This window comes from Pseudomonas sp. MF09156 (genome assembly GCF_059862305.1).
This window is the reverse complement of record NZ_JCBCUR010000017.1, coordinates 30,649-54,594: the sequence shown is the minus strand read 5'-3', so window position 1 is coordinate 54,594 and position 23,946 is coordinate 30,649. Positions and strand designations below refer to the sequence as shown.

Genomic DNA, 23,946 nt, shown 5'->3' with positions numbered 1-23,946 from the left:
CCCGCATCGCAGGCAAGCCAGCTCCCACAGGGAATGTGGTGTTTTCAAGATCAACTCACCCACCTGGCCTTGCGCTTCTGAACAAACGCCCGCGTCCCCTCGATTCCTTCTTCCCCCGTCACCGCCTCAGCAAACCAATCGGCAGCCTGATCCAGCAGCAGTTCCAACGGTTGATCCAGGCTCTGGAGCAACAGCGCCTTGGTCTGCGCATTGGCGCGCGGTGCACAACGCAATACCTGCCCCAACACCTCATCCAGGCGCTGCGCCAACCCTTGGGGGTCATGCTCGACAAAATGCACCAGCCCCAGGCGCTGCGCCTCGACCCCGTCAAACCGCGTCGCAGTCAGCGCCAGGCGCCGGGCCTGGGTCAGGCCGATGCGCCGCACCACAAACGGCGCAATCTGCGCCGGCAGCACGCCCAAACTGGTTTCCGGCAAGCCGAACTGCGCCTGGTGATCGGCGATGGCGATGTCACTGACACACGCCAGGCCAAACCCACCGCCCAGCACCGCGCCCTGCAACACCACAATCACCACCTGCGGCAGGGCTTCGACTTCCTGCAACAGCGCGCCAAACACCCGGTTCAGATCACGCAAGCCTTCACGGCTGCCCGCGCCGCTCATGTCCTTGATATCGCCGCCTGCACAGAAGTGCCCGCCGGCGCCGCTGATCACCAATGCCCGCACCTGCTCGTCAGGCGCGACATCCGCCAGTACTGCGCGCAGTTCGCTGACCATCTGCACGCTCATGGCATTGCGGCTCTGCGGGCGGTTGAGGGTGATGTGCAGCACGCCGTTGTGCGGTTCCAGCACCAGGGTTTCACAGGCCTTCACGACTTTTTCCCCGGCAGCGTGCCCATCAGTTTGCAGATGATCCCCAGCATGATCTCGTCGGCGCCGCCACCAATCGAAACCAGCCGCACATCGCGATAGGCGCGGGCCACCGGGTTGTCCCACATAAAGCCCATGCCGCCCCAGTATTGCAGGCAGCTGTCGCTGACTTCGCGGCCCAGGCGCCCGGCCTTGAGCTTGGCCATCGAGGCCAGCCGCGTCACGTCCTGGCCCTTGATGTATTGCTCGGTGGCCTGGTAGACCAGCGCGCGCAGGCATTCGATCTCGGTGGACAGCTCGGCCAGGCGAAAGTGGATCACCTGGTTGTCGATCAGGGCCTTGCCGAAGGTCTGGCGTTCCTTGCAGTAGGCGATGGTGCTGTCGACGCAGGCCTCCAGGCCCTTGATCATATTGGCCGCGCCAAACAGCCGTTCCTCCTGAAATTGCAGCATTTGCATCATGAACCCCGCGCCTTCATGGCCGATGCGGTTGCGCTGGGGCACGCGCACATCATCGAAAAACACCTGGGCGGTTTCCGAGCTGTGCATGCCGAGTTTTTCCAGGGGCGGGCTGACGCTGATCCCGGGGGTGCTCATCGGCACCATGATCAGCGACTTGTTGATATGGGGCTTGCCGTCCGAGGTATTGGCCAGCAGGCAGATAAAGTCGGCGCTGGGGGAGTTGGTGATCCACATCTTGCTGCCGTTGATCACGTAGTCGTCGCCGTCCTTGCGGGCGTGAGTTTTCAAGCCGGCCACGTCGGAGCCGGCACCGGTTTCGGAGACGCCGATGCAGCCCACTTGTTCGCCGCTGATGGCCGGGCGCAGGAACTCATCGCGCAGCTCATCGGAGCCAAAACGTGCGAGGGCCGGGGTGCACATATCGGTCTGCACGCCGATGGACATGGGGATACCGCCACAGCGGATGGTGCCGAACTCTTCGGCGGCGACAATCGAGTAGCTGTAGTCCAGGCCCATGCCGCCGAACTTCTCAGGCTTGGAAATGCCCAGCAGGCCGAGGTCGCCGGCCTTGCGGAAAATCTCGTGGATGGGAAAGCGCCCGGCTTTTTCCCAGTCGTCGACGTGGGGGTTGATCTCGCGTTCGACAAAACCCCGTACGGTACGGCGCAGCTCTTCGTGTTCCTGGGTGAAGATCATTTTTATTGTTCTCCTGATCGTTAAAAGCGCGCGGCGCCGAAGCTGTTGGGTTGCAATTGGCGCACCTGGGCTTGCTGGCAGATATCCAGCAGGTAGCCCAGCAGCGTGCGGGTGTCCCGCGGGTCAATCAGCCCGTCGTCCCACAGGTTGGCGCTGCCATACAGGGCCGTGGACTGGCTATCGAGTTTCTGCGCGGTGACCTGTTCGAGCATGTCGAGCACCTTGGGGTCGGGCACCAGGCCGTCTTTCAACTGCTTGGCCTCGGTGACAATGCGCAGCACCTTGCCGGCCTGGGCGCCGCCCATCACGGCGGTGCGGCTGTTGGGCCAGGCGAAGATAAAGCGTGGGTCCAGGCCACGGCCGCACATCGCATAGTTGCCGGCGCCGTAGGAACCGCCGACCACCACCGTGAGCTTGGGCACGCGGGCATTGGCCACCGCCTGGATCATCTTCGCGCCGTGCTTGATCACGCCTTGCTGTTCGGATTCGGTGCCCACCATAAACCCGGTGGTGTTGTGGAAAAACAGCAGCGGCGTCTGGCTCTGGTCGCACAGCTGGATAAATTGCGCGGCCTTGCTCGCGCCCTTGGGCGTGATCGGGCCGTTGTTGCCGATAAACCCGCAGGCCCGGCCCTGGATCTGCAAGTGGCCGCAGACGGTGTGGGCATCGAACTCGCCCTTGAACTCCAGGAAGTTGGAGGCGTCGGCGATACGCGCGATGATTTCCCGTACGTCGTAGGGTTTTTTTGGGTCCTCGGGGATCAAGCCCAGCAGTTCCTCAATCGCATACAGCGGCTCGGCATAGGCCCGCGCCGGCTGGGGCGGCAGCCGGTCGTCCCAGGGCAGCAGGCTGACAATCTCGCGCACGATACGCACCCCATCGGCGTCGTTTTGTGCCAGGTATTCGGCGGTGCCGGCGGTTTGCGCATGCATCTGGGCGCCGCCCAGTTCCTCATCGGTGGCCACTTCGCCGGTGGCGGCCTTGAGCAGCGGCGGGCCGGCCAGGAACAGCTTGGCCTTGCCGCGCACCACCACCACGTAATCCGAAAGCCCTGGCTGATAGGCCCCGCCGGCCGTAGCCGAGCCGTGCACCACGGTGATCTGCGGCAGGCCCATGGCCGACATCCGCGCCTGGTTGGCAAAGCTGCGCGCGCCTTCGACGAAAATCTCCGCTGCGTAATTCAGGTTGGCGCCGCCGCTTTCGGCCAGGGTCACCACTGGCAGTTTGTTCTCCATGGCGATCTGTTGCAGGCGCAGGGATTTCTTCAGGCCGCTGGGGGAGATCGTCCCGCCCTTGATTGCGCTGTTATTGGCCACCACCAGCAGGCGCACGCCGCTGACATAACCGATACCGGCAATCAGCCCACCACCGGCGGCGCTGCCGTCCTTGTCGTCGTGCAGCTTATAGCCGGCCAGGCTCGCCAGTTCGAGGAAGGGAGCGCCGGGGTCGAGCAACAGGTTGAGGCGCTCACGGGGCAGCAGTTGACCGCGCTTGTCGAACTTGCCCTTGGCCTCGGCGGCCTTGTCCAACAGGTTCTGTTCCAGTTGGCGCAGGTGGTTGATGGCGCTGAGCATGGCCTCGCGGTTCTGGGCGAACTGCGGGCTGTGGGTGTCGAGTTGGGAGTCGATGACCGGCATGGTTTATTGGCCCTCCTTGAGCACATCCGGCAGGTAGGCGCGGTGAAAACCATTGAACGACGGGCTCGGCGGCTGGGCCTTGTGCAGCGGCCAGGCGCGGCTGCCGAGGCTGGCCGCACCGTCGATGCGCAGCGTGCTGCCGCTGACGAACGCGGCGGCGGGGCTGAGCAAAAACACAATCGCCGCGCTGACTTCCGATTCGGTGCCAATGCGCTTGAGTGGCACATGTTCGCGCAGGGTCGGGATCACTGCCTTGAATGCGCCTTCGTAGGTGTCCATGCCGCTGGAGGCGATCCAGCCCGGCGCCACTGCGTTGACCCGCACCCCGGCGTAACCCCACTCGAACGCGGCGGTCTTGGTGAAGTTGTCCATCCCCGCGCGCGCCGCGCCCGAGTGGCCCATACCGGGCATGCCGCCCCACATGTCGGCGAGCATGTTGACGATGGCACCGCCGTGTTTGCTCATCGACTGATTGAACACTTCCCGCGCCATCAGGAAACCGCCCACCAGATTGGTGCGCAACACGGTTTCAAAACCTTTTTGATTGATCGACGCCAGGGGCGAGGGGTATTGGCCGCCCGCATTGTTCACCAGGCCGTGGATCGGCCCGTGCGCTTCGATGACCTGGCTGACCAGCGCCTTCACTGCCTCTTCATCGCGAATATCACAGGCCTGCCAACTGGCGCGGCCGCCGTCCTCGCTGATTTCCTGGGTGACCTGTTGCAGTTTTTCCGGCTTGCGCCCCACCAGCACCACATGGGCGCCGAGTGCCGCCAGCTCATGGGCGGTGCAACGGCCAATCCCGCTGCCGCCGCCGGTGACGATAATGGTTTGCCCCTGGAACAGGTCGGCTTTGAAGATCGAGTCGAAGGCCACGGCAGGAGTTCCTTAGGTGAGTTGATCGGCGAGGTGACGGGGCACGGCAATCGGGATTTCCAGCAGTTGCTGGGCAAAGGCCTTGCCTTGCGGGTCGATGCGCAGGCTGGCGATACCGCCGCCGCCCAGGGCGTTTTCCAGGAGGAAGTTGAGGCTGTGGCTGCCGGGCAGGTACCAGCGCTCGACGCGCCCGTGCAGCGGGTCGAGCACATGGCTCATCCAGTCGACGATCACCTCTGGGGTCAATGCTTCGGCGATCCACGGCAGGTATTCGGGCCGCCGCGCAATCACGCCAATATTGCTGTGATTGCCCTTGTCACCGGAGCGCGCCACGGCCAGTTTGACCAGGGGCACGCTGGCATCGGCGCGGCCTTCGGGCTTGGGCGGGTCGAGGGGCGCGCGGGGCGTACCCAGGGCCGCGCTGGCAGGCAGTTCGCAGGGGTGGGACTGGCCCTGGAAGTCGACGCTCAGACGGCACGCGCTCTTGTCGATCAGGAATGAAAACAGGCGGATCAGTGGGTACACCGTGGGCCTGCCGCCGACAATGCCGGTCAGGCCCGGCGCCATGCCGGTGGCTGCCTGGGCGATTTCCCGGGCGAACAGCACCAGCGCCTGTTTGCTGGGGTGGCGCACCGCCAGCTTGAGCACCACTTCGCGGCAGTCCTGGCGCCGGGCGTGGGCGCCGTAGGTGGCTTCGCTGCCGAGCAGTTCAATGTTGACCTCGCTGTAGGGCGCCCAGCCGCGTTGGCTGAACAGCTGCGAGGTCTTGTTGATGATCGCCTGGCTGACCCGCTCGGCCTTGGCCACCGCATCGATGCCGGCTAGCAGGCAACTGGCGGTGCAGCGAAAACCGTCGGGGTAGGTGGCGCTGACTTTGTACTGGTCGGTGGGTGCCAGGCCCTTGGCGCCGCGCAGGCGCACGCGGTTTTCGCCTTGTTGTTCCAGGGTGACCTGGCTGAAGTCGCAGATCACATCCGGCAGCAGATAGGCGCGCGGGTCGCCGATTTCATACAGCAGTTGTTCGGCGACGCTCAGTTGGCTGATCAGGCCGCCTGTGCCCGGCACTTTGCTGATAGTGAACTGGCCGTCGGCGCTGACTTCGACAATCGGAAAACCGATGTGCTCGTAGTCCGGCACCTGGCGCCAATCGGTGAAATTGCCGCCGGTGCACTGCGCGCCACATTCAATGATATGCCCGGCCAGCGCGGCCTGGGCCAGGTGGTCGTAGTCCTGCCACGCCCAGTTGAATTCATGCACCAGGGCCGCGCTGACCACCGCGCTGTCCACCACGCGCCCGGTGATGACGATATCGGCGCCCAGTTGCAGGGCCTGGACGATGCCCGGTGCGCCAAGGTAGGCGTTGGTCGACACGCACATCGCCGGCAACGGCGCGCCGCTGAACATATCCTCGATGCCCTGCAGTTGCTTGAACTGTGGTTGCAGGTCGTCGCCCAGCACCACGGCGATTTTCAGCGGCACCCGGGCCTGGTCGCAGGCGGCCTGCAAGGCGGCGGCGCAGGCCTTGGGGTGGATGCCACCGGCGTTGCTGATCACCCGGATGCCCTGGCGCTGGATATCGCCGAGCAAGGGCGCCAGCACTTCGATGAAATCCGTGGCGTATCCGGCCTGGGGGTCTTTGATCCGCGCCCCGGCGAGGATCGACATCGTCACTTCCGCCAGGTAGTCGAACACCAGGTAGTCCAGCGCGCCGCCTTGCACCAACTGCGCGGCGGCGGTACTGGTGTCGCCCCAGAATGCACTGGCGCAGCCGATACGAACGGTCTTGTCCATGGGAAGTCCTTCTCTGGAAAATCGCTGGGTCGAGACTACCAAGCAAGCGCTTGGTTTGTAAACTGGGAGCACAACTTCTGCCCAAGCGCTTGCTTGGGTGGCTGTCACGGCCTAAATTGCCGGCCATGACGCAATCAAAGTAGTTGAGGAGAGCAGCATGGACGAGCAAAAAGCCCTGGAGGTAATGCGCAGCATGGTGGACGGCGGGCAACTGACCGACCCCGACAGCGCCCGGGGCAAGCTGCTGCAGACCGCGGCTCACCTGTTTCGCAACAAGGGTTTTGAACGCACCACCGTGCGTGACCTGGCCAGTGCGGTGGGGATCCAGTCCGGCAGCATCTTTCACCACTTCAAGAGCAAGGACGAAATCCTGCGGGCGGTGATGGAGGAAACCATCCACTACAACACCGCGATGATGCGCGCCTCCCTGGCCCAAGCGAGCAATGTGCGCGAGCGGGTGCTGGCGCTGATTCGCTGCGAGTTGCAGTCGATCATGGGGGGCAGCGGCGAAGCCATGGCGGTGCTGGTGTACGAATGGCGTTCGCTGTCGGCAGAAGGGCAGGCCCAGGTGCTGGCGTTGCGCGATGTCTACGAAGACATCTGGCTGCAAGTGCTGGGCGAGGCCAAGCAGGCGGGTTATATCAAGGGCGACGTGTTTATCACCCGGCGTTTCCTGACCGGGGCGTTGTCCTGGACCACGACCTGGTTCCGCGCCCAGGGCAGCATGACCCTCGAACAATTGGCCGACGAGGCGTTGCTGCTGGTGCTCCAGGCCGATTAAGCGGGGAGCGCAGGTCATTAATTGTCGGGTAGAAAGTTGTCTCTACAGGCAAAAACGCCTAGCTTAGCGAGATTCAGATTTGAACGGTGCGTGCCTGATGTTTTCGCCATGGCGGCTGGCTGCAGGACTTACAGTGTTGGCGATGGGCACCTTGTGGCAGACGCAGGTTTGGGCGGCCCAATTGGTACGGATCGGTGCCGCGCATTTTCCGCCATATACCGTGCGCCCGGAGCAGGGTGCCGACACCGGGTTGCTGCCGCAACTGCTGGAGGCACTGAACCGTGCGCAGAGTGACTACCAGTTTGTACTGGTACCCACTTCCATCCCCCGGCGCTTTCGTGATTTCGAGCAGGGTCGGGTCGACATGGCCATCTTCGAGAACCCGCAGTGGGGATGGCAGGATATTGCCCATACCAGCGTTGACATGGGCCTGGAGGACGCCGAGATTTTCGTCGCCCAGCGCCAGTCCGGTCGTGACCAGGCGTATTTCGCCGACCTCAGGGGCAAGCGCCTGGCGGTGTTCAGCGGTTATCACTACGCCTTTGCCAACTTCAACCCCGACCCCAAGGCCATGGCCGCGCAGTTCAACGCCACGTTGACCTATTCCCATGACAGCAACTTGCTGATGGTCACCCGTGGCCGCGCGGATATCGCCCTAGTGACGCGCTCCTACCTCAGCGACTTCATGGTGCGCAATGTCGACACCGCCGGGCAGTTCCTGGTGTCGGAGCGCATTGATCAGGTCTACCACCACTATGCATTGCTGCGGCCCAAGGCGGCGATCAGCGGCCCGGCGTTTGCCGCGTTGCTCAAGGGCCTGCGCGACAGCGGCGAACTGGTGAAGATCTTCGAACCGTACCGCATCGATGTGCTGCCGGTGGCTGACGCGCCCTGATCGCGACACCTGCGCCTTAAATTTTTGCGGCTGGTTCACGTCACTTCGTCTAACTGTCGACGATTACCGTGAGCCCCTTCCATGCCCAATCCCCAAGATTTGTCAGCCCTGCCACTGCCGGCAGGGCCCGCCCTGAATGCAGATGAAAGCGATAGCCGCCTGACCCTGACCCTTGCAGGCCAGCCCCTGGTGCGCCTGCGCCTGGAGCGCGGCGACGCGTTGCACCTGCATTTGCAAAACCCCGCTGAGGTGCCGTCGGTACAGGCCGTGTGGGCCGCGTGTTACTGGCTGTTTGCACGGGAGCCTGGGCGCCAGCAACTCTTCTGGCACCTCGAACACGCCCCGGATGAGGCCCTGCGCAGCGGCCTGCTGCTGGCCACGGACGTGGCGGGGCAGTTGCGTTGCGAGCGCACGCTGTTCTGGCAATTGCCACAGCCCTGGCTGGGCCAGCCGTCGAGCGGTGCCTATCCACAGCAGATGATCTTCAGCACGGGCAAGCGCCACCCGCTGCGTGCGCCCAAGCCGCAGGGTGAAGTCTACCGACGTTTTGACGCACGCCTGGGCGCGTGGATCTCACTGCGCACGCTGGAGATCGATGTGGACCTGGCTCGCTTCAATCGCTGGCAGAACAGCGCGCGGGTCGCCAACTTCTGGCAGGAAAGCGGCAGCCTGGAGCAACACCGTGACTATCTGCACAAGCTTGCCGCCGACCCGCATACCCTGACCCTGATCGGCTGTTTCGACGATGAGCCCTTTGCCTATTTCGAGGCGTATTGGGCCAAGGAAGATCGCATCGCGCCGTTCTATGACGTAGACGACTACGACCGCGGTATCCACATGCTGGTGGGTGAGGAGCATCATCGCGGGCCGCACAAGGTTGCCAGTTGGCTGTCGGCGCTGGTGCACTACCTGTTTCTCGACGACCCGCGCACCCAGCGCGTGGTAGCCGAGCCCAGGGCCGACAATGGGAAGATGATCGGGCATATGCAGAACCAGTGCTTCCACTGCGAGAAGGAATTCGATTTCCCCCACAAGCGCGCGGCGCTGATGATTCTGGGGCGGGAGCGGTTTTTTGAGCGGTGTGGGTTGGCCTGAGATCTTCGGGGCAATGAAGATCAACTGTGGGAGCGGGCTTGTCGGATCGCCGCATCGCCGCGAAGACGTCGGCCCAGCAAACATTGATGTTGCCTGACCCACTGCTTTCGCGGCGATGCGGCGATCCGACAAGCCCGCTCCCACTCAAGCTCACCCCTCATTGCACTTGCCCGGTGGTTAGACCCGTCGGGCAAAGGTATCGCTATGGGTTCCCGACACCTTGCGACAGTGCACCAGCGCATCGCGGATCATAAAGTTGACCAGGGTCGGCGACACGCCCAGTTCCTTGGCGATGTCCTTCTGCGGCACGCCATGCAGGCGGTACATCTCGAACGCGTAGCGCGTGCGCTGGGGCAGTTCGGTCAGGGCGTCGGCGATGTTTTCCAGGGTGGAAAAATTGATGTGCGAGGTTTCCGGTGAAGCGCCATGAATAACCACATTCAAGCCTTCCTCTTCCGTCCCGGAATATTTCAGTTCCAGGGCCTGTTTACGGTAGTGGTCGATAGCCAGGTTGCGCACGATCTGGAACAGATAACTCAGCTGCGCCTTGAACGATGAGGTGATCTGCGGCGCCGATTGCAGTCTGAAGTAGGCGTCCTGCACTACGTCTTCGGCGCGGGAACGGCAGCCGGTAATGCGCGCCGCGATCTTGACCAGGATCAGCCGGTTATCGACAAACGCCTGGAGTAACGGTGAATCGCACCTGCTTGTGGATACTTGTTCCGTCATGGAAATCACCTTGCTGCAAATGAGGTTAGTGGAGGGCATCCCTGCTGAGGCCTCCTACACATCGGGCAACAAATTATTCTTAATGATAATGATTGTCAAATGAGAAGTGGAACTAATCTTATACCGAAATGCAAACTGTGAGGTGCATCTCTTTGTGTGCGGGCCCCGGCCTGCAGACTAATTATTTTGCCGTGCCATCCGTTCTCATTGGTGACAGGCCAGCCAACACGCCGGCCATGGATTTGCACCCGGAGGACGACGACATGCGTTTGTATCGCGAGAACCCAGCGTTCCAGGCAGGGGTGGTCTGAGATGAGCACGTCGACCCGCTTGCGCCTGTTTTGCCTGCCCTATTCGGGCGCCAGCGCCATGTTCTACAGCCGCTGGCGCCGGGCGTTACCCGAGTGGTTGCAGGTGTGCCCGCTGGAGTTGCCAGGGCGTGGCATGCGCATGGACGAACCCTTGCAGCGCGATATCAAGGCGCTCGCCGCGCAATTGGCCGGCGAGATCAGCGCCGAACTCGATGGCCCCTATGCCTTGTTCGGCCACAGCCTCGGTGGCCTGCTGGCGTTCGAGCTGGCCCACGCCCTGCGCGAACGCGGCCTGCCTGCGCCGCTGGCGTTGTTTGCCTCGGCCACCGCCGGCCCGGCGCGCCGGGATGTCAGTGAATACGCCGAGGAAAAAGACGACACCCAACTGATCGAGCGCCTGCGCACGCTCAAGGGCACCCCCGAGGACGCCCTGGCCAACCGCGAGTTGATGCAGCTGACATTGCCGATCCTGCGCGCCGACTTCCTCTTGTGCGGCAGCTTCCAGTACGGCGAGCGCGAGCCGCTGTCGATGCCGATCCATGTATTTGGTGGCAAGCAGGATGACGTGCGCGCCGACGAATTGCTCGACTGGCAGGAAGACACTGCCAGCGGTTTCTCCCTGGACATGTTCGAGGGGCACCACTTCTTCCTGGTGCAGCAGCAAAGCTCGCTGCTGCGCTGCGTGCGGCGCTACGCCGACGAACATTTGACCCGCTGGCGCCATGGCGCTGCACGGCGGGCGGCCCTGGCGACCGGCTGAACACGCCGCCACACGCCCACGCCCTCTATCCCCGATTTCCCCGTAAGCCGATTTCAGGCAGGAACCCCTCATGATGGACGCCTTCGAACTTCCCCGTACCCTGGTCCAGTCCCTCCAGCGCCGTGCCGCGCAGACCCCGGACCAGGTGGCCCTGCGCTTCCTGGCCGAGTCCGCCGCCGACACCGTGGTGCTCAGCTACCGTGACCTGGACCTGCGCGCCCGCACCATCGCCGCCGCCTTGCAGGCCTCGGCCGGCCTGGGCGAGCGTGCGGTGCTGCTGTTCCCCAGCGGCCCGGACTATGTCGCGGCGTTCTTTGGTTGCCTGTACGCCGGGGTGATCGCGGTGCCGGCCTATCCGCCGGAGTCCACCCGCCGTCATCACCAGGAGCGGTTGCTGTCGATCATCGCCGATGCCGAGCCAACCCTGTTACTGACCAGCAGCGGCTTGCGCGACGCCCTGGGGCAGATCCAGGCAGCGCCGCCGTTGCTCTGCGTGGATGAACTGCACAGCGAACTCGCCGCCGATTGGGTTGCGCCACACCTGCAGGACGACGATATCGCCTTCCTGCAATACACCTCCGGCTCCACCGCCTTGCCCAAAGGCGTGCAAGTCAGCCACGGCAACCTGGTGGCCAACGAATTGCTGATCCGTCGCGGCTTTGGCATCGACCTCAACCCCGATGACGTGATTGTCAGCTGGCTGCCGCTGTACCACGACATGGGCTTGATTGGCGGCCTGTTGCAACCGATCTTCAGTGGCGTGCCGTGCGTGTTGATGTCGCCCGCATACTTCCTTGGCCGGCCCTTGCGCTGGCTGGAAGCGATCAGCCAATACCGCGGGACCATCAGCGGCGGCCCGGATTTCGCCTACCGCCTGTGCAGCGAGCGGGTCAGCGACTCGGCCCTCGAGCGCCTCGACCTGAGCCATTGGCGCGTGGCCTATTCCGGCTCCGAGCCGATCCGCCTGGACACCCTGGAACGCTTCGCCGAGAAATTCGCCTGCTGCGGCTTTACCCCCAGCAACTTCTTTGCCTCCTACGGCCTGGCCGAAGCCACCCTGTTTGTCGCCGGCGGCACCCGTGGCCAGGGCATCCCGGCCTTGCGCGTGGACGAACAGGCGCTGGCCGCCAACCGGGCGGAGCCTGGGCAGGGCACTGCGATCATGAGCTGCGGCAGCAGCCAGCCCGAACATGGGGTGCTGATCGTCGAGCCCCATACCCTGGCCGAACTGGCCGACAACCGCGTCGGCGAAATCTGGGCCACCGGCCCGAGCATTGCCCACGGTTACTGGCGCAACCCCGAAGCCACCGCCAAGACGTTCGTGCAGCACGCCGGTCGCACCTGGTTGCGCACCGGTGACCTGGGCTTTATGCGCGACGGCGAGTTGTTTATCACCGGGCGCCTGAAAGACCTGCTGATCGTGCGCGGGCACAACCTGTACCCCCAGGACATCGAGCAAACCGTCGAGCGCGAAGTGGAAGTGGTGCGCAAGGGCCGTGTCGCCGCGTTTGCGGTGAATGACCAGGGCCTGGAAGGCATCGGCATCGCCGCAGAAATCAGCCGCAGCGTGCAGAAAATCCTGCCGCCCGAGGCCCTGATCAAAGCCATTCGCCAGGCCGTGGCCGAAGCCTATCAAGAAGCGCCGTGCGTGGTGGTGCTGCTCAACCCCGGCGCGCTGCCGAAAACCTCCAGTGGCAAGGTCCAGCGTTCGGCCTGCCGCACCCGCCTGGCCGATGGCAGCCTCGACAGCTACGCGCAGTTCCCTGGCAAGGCTGTGCAGGCGGGCGATGAGGCGCTTGCGTCGGGGTTGCAACAGCAGATCGCCGCGATCTGGTGCGAACAGTTGCAGGTCGCACAAGTGGCGGCCGATGATCACTTCTTCTTGCTCGGCGGTAACTCCATCAGCGCCACCCAGGTAGTCGCCCGCCTGCGTGAGACCCTGGGCCTGGAACTCAATTTGCGCCTGCTGTTCGAGGCGCCGGTGCTGGCTGATTTCGCCGCCAGCGTCGGCCAATTGCAACAGGACGGTGGCGTGGCCCAAGGCGCAATCAGCGCTTTGTCACGCCAGCAGGATATGCCGCAATCCCTGGCGCAGAACCGCCTGTGGATCACCTGGCAATTGGACCCGCACAGCAGCGCCTACACCATCCCCGGTGCCCTGCGCCTGCGCGGCGAGCTGGACGAAGACGCGCTGCACGCAAGCTTCGCGCAATTGGTCCAGCGCCATGAGGCGCTGCGCACACGTTTCTATGAGCGCGACGGCCAGGCCATGCAGTGTGTCGATGCCCAGCGCGAGTTTGCCGTGCAAGTCATCGACCTGCGCGACTTGCCCGTGGCCGAGCGTGAAGCCCGCGCCGCGCAGATCCGCGAGGACGAGGCGCGCACCCAGTTCGACCTGGAACAGGGCCCGCTGCTGTGGGTCACCCTGTTGCGCCTGGACGATGAAGATCATCAGTTGCTGGTGACCCTGCACCACATCATTGCGGACGGCTGGTCGCTGAATGTACTGCTCGACGAATTCTCGCGCCTCTACGCCGCCGCGTCCCAGGGCCAGGCCCTCGAGCTGCCGGCCCTGGCCGTGCAGTACGCCGACTACGGCAGCTGGCAGCGCCAATGGCTGGCCGAAGGCGAGGGCCAGCGACAGTTGGCGTACTGGCAGCAGCAACTGTCGCACGACCATCCCACCCTGAGCCTGGCCACCGACCACCCGCGCTCGGCCCAGCACCGACGCAGCGCTTCACGCTACAGCGTGCGCCTGGATGTAAGCCTCGGCGCAGCCATCCGCCAGACCGCCCAGGCCCACCAGGCCACGCCATTCGTGCTGTTGCTGGCGGCGTTCCAGAGCCTGTTGCACCGCTACAGCGGCCAGCGCGATATCCGTATCGGCGTGCCCAACGCCAACCGGGGGCGCCATGAAACCCAGGGCCTGATCGGCTTCTTTATCAATACCCTGGTGATGCGCGCCGAAGTGGATGGGCGCCTGCCGTTCAGCGAGCTGCTGGCGGCCACCCGCCTGGCAGCCACCGAGGCCCAGGCCCATCAGGACTTACCCTTCGAACAACTGCTGGAAGCCTTCCCGCAAGCCCGTGAGCAAGGCCTGTTCCAGGTGATGTTCAACCATCAGCAGCGTGATCTCGGCGCCTTGCGCCGCCTGCCGGGCCTGCTGGCCGAAGAACTGCCATGGCACAGCCGCGAAGCCAAGTTCGACCTGCAACTGCACAGCGAAGAAGACCGCAATGGGCGCCTGAGCCTGTCGTTCGACTACGCTGACGAACTGTTCGACGCCAGCACCATCGCGCGTCTGGCCACGCATTTCGTCAACCTGTTGCAGGCGGTCTGCGCGCAACCGCAGCAGGCCGTGGGCGACCTGGCACTGTTGCAGGCCGACGAACACGCCGAGCAACGCCATTGGAGCGAGGCACCCTGCGCGCCGGCGCAGTGCCTGGTGCCGGAGCAATTCAACCAGCACACCGACGAGCGCACCGCCCTGGTCTGGCACGGCGCCAGCCTAACCTTTGGCCAACTGCACACCCAGGCCAACCGCCTGGCCCATTACCTGCGTGACAAAGGCGTCGGCCCGGACGTGTGCGTGGCGATTGCCGCCGAGCGTTCGCCGCAATTGCTGATTGGCTTGCTGGCGATCCTCAAGGCCGGCGGCGCCTATGTGCCGCTGGACCCGGACTACCCGGCCGACCGCCTGGCCTACATGCTGGCCGACAGCGGCGTGCAATTGCTGCTGACCCAGACCCACCTGCTGCACCAGTTGCCGGTGGCCGCGGGCGTGTCGGTGATCGCCATGGACAGCCTCAAGCTCGACAGTTGGCCGACCCAGGCGCCGGGCCTGCATCTCAATGCCGACAACCTCGCCTATGTGATCTACACCTCCGGCTCCACCGGCCAGCCCAAGGGCGTGGGCAATACCCATGGGGCCCTGGCGGAGCGTTTGCAGTGGATGCAGGCCACCTACCAGTTGGATGAAAGCGATGTGCTGATGCAAAAGGCACCGATCAGTTTCGACGTGTCGGTATGGGAATGCTTCTGGCCGCTGATCATTGGTTGCCGCCTGGTCCTGGCCGGTCCCGGCGAACATCGTGACCCCCATCGGATTGCGCAACTGGTCCAGGAACATGGGGTGACTACCCTGCATTTTGTGCCGCCCCTGTTGCAGCTGTTTGTCGATGAGCCGCTGGCGGCCGAGTGCACCAGCCTGCGCCGGGTATTCTCCGGTGGCGAAGCCTTGCCCGCCCAATTGCGCAACCGACTCCTGGCGCTACTGCCGGCGGTGCAGTTGCACAACCGCTATGGGCCCACCGAAACCGCGATCAACGTCACCCATTGGCACTGCCAGCGTGCCGATGGCGAACGCTCGCCGATTGGCCGCCCCTTGGGCAATGTGATTTGCCGGGTGCTGGACGAGCAATTCAACCTGCTGCCCGCAGGTGTGCCGGGTGAGCTGTGCATCGGCGGCATCGGCCTGGCGCGCGGTTATCTGGGGCGTGCGGGGCTGACCGCCGAACGGTTTGTCGCCGACCCACTGGGCGCGGCCGGCGCACGTCTGTACCGCACCGGCGACCGCGTGCGCTGGGCGGCCGACGGGGTACTGGAGTACCTCGGGCGCCTGGATCAGCAGGTCAAGCTGCGCGGGTTTCGGGTCGAACCGGAAGAAATCGAGGCGCGGTTGCTGGCCCAGGAAGGCATCGCCCAGGCGCTGGTGCTGATCCGCGACACCGCCGGCGGTGCGCAGTTGATCGGTTACTACACGGCCAGCGGCGAGTTGGATGAGCCGGACGTGAAAGCCGCCCTGGCCGCCGAATTGCCGGAGTACATGGTGCCGGCGCAACTGATCCGCCTCGACGTCATGCCCCTGAGCCCCAGCGGTAAAGTGGACCGCCGTGCCTTGCCGGAACCGGTGTGGCAGGTGCGTGAACATGTGGAGCCGCACACCGCCCTGGAACAGCAAATCGCTGCGATCTGGCGCCAGGTCCTGGGCCTGCCGCGCATCGGCCTGCGCGACGACTTCTTTGCCCTTGGCGGCCATTCGCTGCTGGCCACGCAGATCATCTCCCGCACACGCCAGGCCTGTGATGTGGAGCTGGCGCTGCGCACCTTGTTCGAAGCCAGTGAGCTGGGGGATTTTGTCGAGCAGGTGCGGCTGATCCAGGCCAGCGGCCAACGCAACCAGCAGACCGCGATTGGCAAGGTGGACCGCCGCCAGGCGGTGCCGTTGTCCTATTCCCAGCAGCGCATGTGGTTCCTCTGGCAAATGGAGCCGGACAGCCCGGCCTATAACGTCGGCGGCATGGCGCGTTTGCGCGGGGTGCTGGATGTGGGGCGTTTCGAGGCAGCGTTGCAAGCCCTGATCATGCGCCACGAAACCCTGCGCACGACCTTCCCAAGTGTCAATGGCGTGGCCCAGCAGAAAGTCGCCGCGCAAAGCAGCGTGCGCATGAGCTGGCAGGACTTTTCGGCACTGCACGAGGCTGAGCGTCAACAGCGCTTGCAGCAACTGGCCGATCAGGAAGCTCACAGTCCATTCAACCTGGAAACCGGGCCGTTGTTGCGCGCCTGCCTGGTCAAGGCGGGCGAGCAGGAGCACTACCTGGTGCTGACTCTGCACCATATCGTCACCGAAGGCTGGGCCATGGACATCTTTGCCCGTGAACTCAGCGCGCTCTACGAAGCCTTTATCGATGAGCGCGAATCGCCCCTTGAGCCGTTGCCGGTGCAGTACCTGGACTACAGCGTGTGGCAGCGCCAATGGCTGGAGGCCGGCGAGCGCCAGCGCCAGCTCGATTACTGGACCACGCAGTTGGGCAACGAGCATCCGCTACTGGAACTGCCCGCCGACCGGCCACGCCCGGCGGTGCAAAGTCACCAGGGCGAGCTGTACCGCTTTGACCTTGGCGATGAACTCGCCGCCAAGGTGCGCGCTTTCAATGCCGAGCACGGCCTGACCCTGTTCATGACCATGACCGCGACCCTGGCGACGCTGCTTTACCGCTACAGTGGCCAGACCGACTTGCGCATCGGTGCGCCGGTGGCCAACCGCATCCGCCCGGAAAGCGAAGGGCTGATCGGTGCGTTCCTCAACACCCAGGTACTGCGTTGCCAGCTCGACGGGCAGATGCGTGTCGCTGAGTTGTTTGAGCACGTGCGTCACACCGTGATCGAAGGCCAGTCCCATCAGGACCTGCCGTTCGACCACCTGGTGGAAGCCCTGCAACCGCCGCGCAGTGCTGCGTATAACCCGCTGTTCCAGGTGATGTGCAACGTGCAGCGCTGGGAGTTCCAGCAAAGCCGGCAATTGGCCGGGATGACGGTCGAATACCTGGCCAACGACGCGCGTGCCACCAAGTTCGACCTCAACCTGGAAGTCACCGACCTCGACCATCGCCTGGGTTGCTGCCTGACCTACAGCACCGACCTGTTCGACGAGCCGCGCATTGCGCGCATGGCCGCCCATTGGTGCAACCTGCTGGAGGCGCTGATCGCCGATCCGCAACAGCGCCTGAGCGAGCTACCGCTGCTGCAAGTCGATGAACAGCGCGCCCTGCAAGACAGCCTCGGCATCGAGGCCGGCGAGCATCGTCTCGACCAGTGCATCCATCATCTGTTCAGCGCCCAGGTGCAAGCCCGTCCGGATGCGCCTGCGCTGACGTTCGCCGGCCACACCCTCAGCTACCGCGAGCTGGACAGCCGCGCCAATCGCCTGGCCTGGATGCTGCGCGAGCGTGGGGTGGGCCCGCAGGTGCGGGTCGGCCTGGCGCTGCCGCGGTCCCTGGAAATGGTCATTGGCCTGCTGGCGATCCTCAAGGCTGGTGGCGCCTATGTGCCGCTGGACCCGGAATACCCGCTGGACCGCCTGCACTACATGATCGAAGACAGCGGCATCGGCCTGTTGCTCAGTGATGCGGCGATGTTCGAGGCCCTTGGCGAGTTGCCCGCCAGCGTCAGTTGCTGGTGCCTGGAAGATGACCTGCCGGTGCTCGCCAACTACCCGGCCAGCGACCTGCCGGCGATCAGCCTGGCGCAGCATCAGGCGTACCTGATCTACACCTCCGGTTCCACCGGCAAGCCCAAGGGCGTGGTGGTGTCCCACGGTGAAATCGCCATGCATTGCCAGGCGGTGATCGAGCGCTTTGGCATGCGCCCCGACGATTGCGAGCTGCACTTCTATTCGATCAACTTCGACGCCGCCACCGAGCGTCTGCTGGTGCCGCTGCTCAGTGGCGCGCAGGTGGTGTTGCGCGCCCAGGGTCAATGGGATGCCGAAGAAATCTGCGGGCTGATCCGTGAGCATCGCATCAATATCCTCGGTTTTACCCCAAGCTATGGCAGCCAGTTGGCGCAATGGCTGGCCACGCAAAACCAGACCCTACCGGTGCGCATGTGCATCACCGGCGGCGAGGCGTTGACTGGCGAACACCTGCAGCGCATCCGCGCGGCGTTCCAGCCGGCGCTGTTCTTCAATGCCTATGGGCCGACCGAAACGGTGGTCATGCCCCTGGCCAGCCTGGCCCCCGAGGTGCTGGAGGAAGGTGCCGCCAGTGTGCCGATCGGCAGCATCATCGGCGCGCGCGTTGCCTACATCCTGGATGCCGACCTGGCGCTGGTGCCCCAGGGTGCCACCGGTGAGCTGTACGTGGGCGGCGCCGGCCTGGCCCAGGGTTATCACGAGCGTGCGGGCATGACCGCCGAACGTTTTGTGGCCGACCCGTATGCCGATGGCGGGCGGCTCTACCGCACGGGCGACCTGGTGCGCCAACGCGCCGATGGCCTGGTGGAGTACCTGGGGCGGATCGACCATCAGGTGAAAATCCGTGGTTTTCGCATCGAGCTGGGCGAAATCGAAACCCGCCTGCTTGAGCATGAAGCGGTCCGTGAGGCGGTGGTCCTGGCCCTGGATGCGCCGAGTGGCAAGCAACTGGCGGCGTACCTGGTCAGCGATGCCAGCGACCACACCGCCTTGCGCGAGGCACTCAAGACCCACCTCAAGGCACAACTGCCGGACTACATGGTGCCCGCGCACCTGATGGTGCTCGACAGCATGCCGCTGACCGCCAACGGCAAGCTCGACCGACGCGCCTTGCCGCAACCGGACCCCGATGCCAATCGGCAAGCATACGTGGCGCCGAGCAATGAGCTGGAGCTGAGCCTCGCCGCGATCTGGTGTGCGGTGCTCAATGTGCAGCAGGTCGGGCTGCACGATAACTTCTTCGAGCTGGGTGGCGATTCGATCCTGTCGATCCAGGTAGTCAGCCGGGCGCGGCAGGCGGGGATTCACTTCAGCCCCCGCGACCTGTTCCAGCACCAGACCGTGCAGGCCCTGGCCGCAGTGGCCACGCGCAGTGAGCAGATCACTGCCGAGCAAGGTGTGTTGACTGGCCCCTCGGGCATGACGCCGATCCAGCAGTGGTTCTTTGACAGCGAGATCCCGGCGCGTCAGCACTGGAACCAGGCCCTGGTGCTGGCGCCGGTGCAGGCCCTCGATCCCCGTCGCCTGGAGCAGGCACTGTTGGCCGTGCTGGAACACCACGACGCCTTGCGCCTGAGTTTCACCCAGCGCGACGCGCAATGGCATGCCGAGCATCTGGCCGTGCCGCAAGGCGGCGTGTTGTGGCTGGCCCAGGTGACGGATATGCAGCAGTGCGAGGCGCTGTTCGCCGATGCCCAGCGCAGCCTCGATCTGGAGCACGGTCCGCTGCTGCGCGCCTTGCTGGTGGACGGGCCGATTGGCCAGCAACGCTTGCTGATCGCGATCCATCACTTGGTGGTGGACGGCGTGTCCTGGCGCGTCTTGCTTGAAGACCTGCAAAACGTCTATCGCCAATTGGGCGACGGCCAGGCGGTCAGCCTGCCGGCCAAGACCAGTGCCGTGCGCGACTGGGCCGCCCGTTTGCAGGCCTACGCCAGCAGCGAATCCCTGCGCGAAGAACTGAGCCTATGGCAGCAACAGTTGGCCGGCCCGCCGGTTGCGCTGCCGGTGGACCGGGCGCACGGCAGCCTGCGCAATCGCGACGCCGAGACGGTCAGCGTGCGCCTGGATGCCGAGCGCACCCGGCAGTTGCTGCAGCAGGCGCCGAGCGCCTATCGCACCCAGGTCAACGACCTGCTGCTGACGGCATTGGCCCGCGTGCTGTGCCGCTGGAGCGGGCATGCATCGACCCTGATCCAGCTGGAAGGCCATGGCCGCGAAGCGCTGTTCGATGAAATCGACCTGACCCGCAGTGTGGGTTGGTTCACCAGCGCTTACCCGCTGCGCCTGACCCCAGTGGATATCGAGGAGGCCAGCGGGCAGGGCGCGTCGATCAAGGCGATCAAGGAGCAACTGCGTGCGGTGCCCCACAAGGGCCTGGGCTATGGCGTGCTGCGCTACCTGGCCGACAGCACTTGTCGCCAGGCCATGGCGGCGTTGCCGAGCGCTTCGATTACGTTCAACTACCTCGGGCAGTTCGACCAGAGCTTCGACAGCCAGGCGCTGTTCCACCCGCTGGACGTATCTGCCGGCCCGGCCCATGACCCGGCCGCACCGCTGCCCAACGCCTTGAGTGTGGACAGCCAGGTGTACGGCGGCGAACTGGTGCTGCGCTGGACCTTCAGCCGCGAGCGCCACGACCACCAGACCATCAGCGAACTGGCCGATGCCTACCTGGGCGAGTTGCACAGCCTGATCGCCCATTGCCTGCGTGACGATGCCGGTGGCCTGACGCCGTCCGACTTCCCCCTGGCGCACCTGACCCAGGCGCAGCTGGATGCGTTGCCGGTGCCGGCCTGCGCCATCGAGGACGTGTACCCGCTGACGCCCATGCAGGAAGGCCTGCTGTTGCATACCCTGCTGGAACCGGGCACCGGCCTCTATTACATGCAGGATCGCTACCGCATCAACAGCGAGCTCAACCCCGAGCGTTTTGCCTTGGCCTGGAAGGCCGTGATCGCCCGGCATGAAGCCTTGCGTGCGTCGTTCTGCTGGAACGTCGGCGAAGATATGTTGCAGGTGATCCACAAGCCCGGCAGCACGCCGATCGAGTACCTGGACTGGACCGGCACCCCGGCCGAGCAACAGGAGCCACGCCTGCAAGCCCTGCTGAAAAGCGAGCGCGAGGCCGGTTTCGATCTGCTCAACCAGGCGCCGTTCCACCTGCGCCTGATCCGCGTCGGCGAGGCTCGCTACTGGTTCATGATGAGCAACCACCACATCCTGATCGATGCCTGGTGCCGCTCGTTGCTGATGAATGACTTCTTCGATATCTACACCGCCCTGGGTGAGGGCCGCGAGGCACAACTGGCCGCGCCGCCGCGCTATCGCGACTATATTGCCTGGCTGCAACGCCAGAACCTGGCCGAGGCGCGGCAGTGGTGGCAGCAGAACCTGCAAGGGTTCGAGCGCACCACACCGATCCCCAGCGACCGGCCATTCCTGCGGGAACACGCCGGCCATAGCGGCGGCATGGTGGTGGGGGACTGCTATACCCGCCTGGATGAGCGCGATGGGGCGCAATTGCGCGAGTTGGCCCAGGCTCATCAACTGACCGTCAATACCTTCGCCCAGGCGGCGTGGGCCTTGGTGCTGCGGCGCTTGAGCGGCGAGCGTGACGTGCTGTTCGGCGTCACCGTGGCCGGGCGCCCGGTGGACATGCCGCACATGCAGCGCACGGTCGGCCTGTTTATCAACAGCATCGCCCTGCGGGTCAAGTTGCCCGAGGACGATCAGCCGTGCAGCGTGCGCCAGTGGTTGAGTGGCTTGCTCGACAGCAATATGCAACTGCGCGAATACGAGTACCTGCCGCTGGTGACCATCCAGGAGCACAGCGAACTGCCCAAGGGCCAGCCGCTGTTCGACAGCCTGTTCGTGTTTGAAAACGCTCCGGTGGAAGTCTCGGTGCTGGACCGCGCGCAAAGCCTCAACGCGACCTCGGACTCGGGCCGCACCCACACCAACTTCCCGCTGACGGCGGTGTGCTACCCGGGCGATGACCTGGGCTTGCACTTGTCCTATGACCAGCGTTATTTCGATCAAAGCACCGTGCAAGGCATGCTCGCCGAGTTCAAGCGCCTGCTGTTGGCGTTGGTGCAGGGCTTCCATGGCGATATGGCCGACCTGCCGCTGATTGGCGCGCAGGAGCGTGAGTTCCTGGTGGACGCTTGCAACCAGAGCGCCCATGACTACCCGCTTGAGCGCAGCTACGTCGAACTGTTCGAGGCGCAGGTGGCGCAGCATCCGCAGCGCATTGCCGCCAGTTGCCTGGACCGGCAGTGGACCTATGCCGAGCTGAACCAGCGCAGCAATCGCCTGGGCCATGCCCTGGTCGCGGCGGGTGTCGGCCTCGACCAGCCGGTGGCGCTGCTGGCCGAGCGTGGCCTGGATCTGTTGGGCATGATCATCGGCAGCTTCAAGGCCGGTGCCGGTTACTTGCCGCTGGATCCCGGGCTGCCGAGCCAGCGCTTGAGCCGGATCATCGACCTGAGCCGCACGCCGTTGTTGGTGTGTACTGCGGCCTGCCGCGAGCAGGCGCAGGCGTTGCTCGAGGATTTTGCCTGTGGTGCGCGGCCGAAGTTGCTGGTGTGGGAGGAGTTGGCAGGTGTCGACAGCAATCCTGGGATCTACAGCGCCCCGGACAACCTCGCCTACGTGATCTACACCTCCGGCTCCACCGGGCTGCCCAAGGGCGTGATGGTCGAGCAGCGCGGCATGCTCAATAACCAATTGAGCAAGGTGCCGTACCTGCATCTGAGCGAGCAGGATGTGATCGCCCAGACCGCCTCGCAAAGCTTTGATATCTCCGTGTGGCAGTTCCTCGCCGCGCCCTTGTTTGGCGCGCGGGTGGATATCGTGCCCAACACCATTGCCCATGACCCGCAGGGCTTGCTGGCGCATGTGCAGGCCCAGGGCATCACGGTGCTGGAAAGCGTGCCGTCGCTGATTCAGGGCATGCTCGCCCAGGACCACATCAGCCTGGACGGCCTGCGCTGGATGCTGCCGACCGGCGAGGCGATGTTGCCGGCGCTGGCGCACCAATGGCTGCTGCGTTATCCGGACATCGGCCTGGTCAACGCCTACGGCCCGGCGGAATGCTCGGATGACGTGGCGTTCTTCCATGTCGACCTGGCCTCGACCCGTGGCACCTACCTGCCGATTGGCACGCCGACCGACAACAACCGTTTGTACTTGCTCGACGGCGCGCTGGAGCTGGTGCCGCAAGGGGCGGTGGGTGAGCTGTGCGTGGCGGGCACCGGGGTCGGGCGCGGTTATGTCAGCGATCCGCTGCGCACCGCCCAAGTGTTTGTGCCGGATCCGTTTGGCGCGCCGGGGGAACGCCTGTACCGCAGCGGCGACCTGGCGCGGCGGCGCAGCGATGGGGTGCTGGAGTACGTCGGGCGTATCGACCATCAGGTGAAGATTCGCGGCTACCGCATCGAACTGGGTGAAATCGAGGCGCGCCTGCATGAGCAGCCCGAGGTGCGTGATGCGGCGGTGGGCGTGCAGGAGGGGGTCAATGGCAAACACCTGGTGGGTTACCTGGTGGCGAGCGATGCCAGCCTTAACCCTGGCGAGCGCCTGGACCGCATCAAGCAGCGCCTGCGCAGCGAACTGCCGGAGTACATGGTGCCGTTGCACTGGCTGTGGCTGGAGCGCCTGCCCCTGAACGCCAACGGCAAGCTCGACCGCAAGGCCCTGCCGGCCCTGGAGATTGGCCAGTTGCACAGCCAGGACTACCTCGCGCCGCGCAGCGAACTGGAGCAGACCCTGGCCACGATCTGGGCCCAGGTGCTGAAGGTCGAGCAGGTGGGCGTGCTGGATAACTTCTTCGAGCTGGGTGGGCACTCGCTGCTGGCCACGCAAATCGCCTCGCGGGTGCAGAAGAGCCTGCAACGGGATGTACCGCTGCGGGCGATGTTCGAATGCAGCACGGTGGCAGAACTGGCGACGTACATCGAGGGCTTGGCGGCCCATGACATCAGCGCCGGCACAGTGGACCGGCTGAGTGATTTGATGGCTGAGCTGGAGGGGCTTTAAGCCGGCAAAGGCGGCGCCCGCAGATGCGGCGGGCGTTCCGCCGTTGGTCGGTTATGCGCATTGTCGGTG

At 64.7% G+C, this 23,946-nt stretch carries 11 protein-coding genes; 5 read left to right on the top strand and 6 right to left on the bottom strand.

Going from position 1 to position 23,946, the window contains the following annotated elements; genetic code table 11:
- Positions 1-50 precede the first annotated feature (50 nt).
- From AC19YY_RS25550 to AC19YY_RS25530, 5 genes are read right to left on the bottom strand one after another with little or no spacing between them, the layout of a single operon-like run.
- Positions 51-833 carry an enoyl-CoA hydratase/isomerase family protein gene (locus AC19YY_RS25550; RefSeq protein ID WP_500605074.1) on the bottom strand — a complete coding sequence of 261 codons (783 nt, stop codon included), beginning with the start codon at positions 831-833 and terminating at the stop codon, positions 51-53.
- Complete coding sequence (atuD, locus tag AC19YY_RS25545; RefSeq protein ID WP_170042830.1) at positions 830-1,987, bottom strand: citronellyl-CoA dehydrogenase; 1,158 nt, start codon at positions 1,985-1,987, stop codon at positions 830-832. The genes AC19YY_RS25550 and atuD overlap by 4 nt, the downstream gene beginning before the upstream one ends.
- 20 nt (positions 1,988-2,007) lie before the next feature.
- Positions 2,008-3,624, bottom strand: coding sequence for a geranyl-CoA carboxylase subunit beta (atuC, locus tag AC19YY_RS25540; RefSeq protein ID WP_170042831.1), 1,617 nt, complete (start codon positions 3,622-3,624; stop codon positions 2,008-2,010).
- Between the two features lie 3 nt (positions 3,625-3,627).
- Positions 3,628-4,500: an SDR family oxidoreductase gene (locus AC19YY_RS25535; protein WP_170042832.1), complete on the bottom strand. Its 873-nt coding sequence runs from the start codon at positions 4,498-4,500 to the stop codon at positions 3,628-3,630.
- Positions 4,501-4,512: 12 nt separating this feature from the next.
- Complete coding sequence (locus AC19YY_RS25530) at positions 4,513-6,291, bottom strand: acyclic terpene utilization AtuA family protein (RefSeq protein ID WP_500605073.1); 1,779 nt, start codon at positions 6,289-6,291, stop codon at positions 4,513-4,515.
- A gap of 157 nt (positions 6,292-6,448) precedes the next feature.
- On the opposite strand from AC19YY_RS25530, the gene AC19YY_RS25525 reads away from it, so the two are divergent.
- From AC19YY_RS25525 to AC19YY_RS25515, 3 genes are all read left to right on the top strand, one after another.
- Positions 6,449-7,072, top strand: coding sequence for a TetR/AcrR family transcriptional regulator (locus AC19YY_RS25525; protein WP_432754392.1), 624 nt, complete (start codon positions 6,449-6,451; stop codon positions 7,070-7,072).
- Between the two features lie 97 nt (positions 7,073-7,169).
- On the top strand, positions 7,170-7,967 hold the full coding sequence (locus tag AC19YY_RS25520) for a substrate-binding periplasmic protein (protein WP_169952554.1): 798 nt from the start codon (positions 7,170-7,172) through the stop codon (positions 7,965-7,967).
- Between the two features lie 81 nt (positions 7,968-8,048).
- On the top strand, positions 8,049-9,062 hold the full coding sequence (locus AC19YY_RS25515; protein WP_432754391.1) for a GNAT family N-acetyltransferase: 1,014 nt from the start codon (positions 8,049-8,051) through the stop codon (positions 9,060-9,062).
- Between the two features lie 177 nt (positions 9,063-9,239).
- On the opposite strand, the gene AC19YY_RS25510 is transcribed toward AC19YY_RS25515, so the two are convergent.
- Positions 9,240-9,791 (bottom strand): RNA polymerase factor sigma-70, encoded by a 552-nt coding sequence (locus AC19YY_RS25510; RefSeq protein ID WP_029298131.1) that lies wholly within the window; start codon positions 9,789-9,791, stop codon positions 9,240-9,242.
- Between the two features lie 312 nt (positions 9,792-10,103).
- On the opposite strand from AC19YY_RS25510, the gene AC19YY_RS25505 reads away from it, so the two are divergent.
- Both AC19YY_RS25505 and AC19YY_RS25500 read left to right on the top strand, forming a co-directional pair.
- Positions 10,104-10,862 carry a thioesterase II family protein gene (locus tag AC19YY_RS25505; protein WP_169952550.1) on the top strand — a complete coding sequence of 253 codons (759 nt, stop codon included), beginning with the start codon at positions 10,104-10,106 and terminating at the stop codon, positions 10,860-10,862.
- A 70-nt stretch (positions 10,863-10,932) separates the two neighbouring features.
- On the top strand, positions 10,933-23,877 hold the full coding sequence (locus AC19YY_RS25500; RefSeq protein WP_500605072.1) for a non-ribosomal peptide synthetase: 12,945 nt from the start codon (positions 10,933-10,935) through the stop codon (positions 23,875-23,877).
- The last annotated feature ends 69 nt before the right edge of the window (positions 23,878-23,946 follow it).

Coding starts and splice junctions, on each gene's coding strand:
- atuD (WP_170042830.1), bottom strand. CDS start 1,987: ATGATCTTCACCCAGGAACACGAAGAGCTGCGCCGTACCGTACGGGGT.
- atuC (WP_170042831.1), bottom strand. CDS start 3,624: ATGCCGGTCATCGACTCCCAACTCGACACCCACAGCCCGCAGTTCGCC.
- AC19YY_RS25530 (WP_500605073.1), bottom strand. CDS start 6,291: ATGGACAAGACCGTTCGTATCGGCTGCGCCAGTGCATTCTGGGGCGAC.
- AC19YY_RS25525 (WP_432754392.1), top strand. CDS start 6,449: ATGGACGAGCAAAAAGCCCTGGAGGTAATGCGCAGCATGGTGGACGGC.
- AC19YY_RS25520 (WP_169952554.1), top strand. CDS start 7,170: ATGTTTTCGCCATGGCGGCTGGCTGCAGGACTTACAGTGTTGGCGATG.
- AC19YY_RS25515 (WP_432754391.1), top strand. CDS start 8,049: ATGCCCAATCCCCAAGATTTGTCAGCCCTGCCACTGCCGGCAGGGCCC.
- AC19YY_RS25510 (WP_029298131.1), bottom strand. CDS start 9,791: ATGACGGAACAAGTATCCACAAGCAGGTGCGATTCACCGTTACTCCAG.
- AC19YY_RS25505 (WP_169952550.1), top strand. CDS start 10,104: ATGAGCACGTCGACCCGCTTGCGCCTGTTTTGCCTGCCCTATTCGGGC.
- AC19YY_RS25500 (WP_500605072.1), top strand. CDS start 10,933: ATGATGGACGCCTTCGAACTTCCCCGTACCCTGGTCCAGTCCCTCCAG.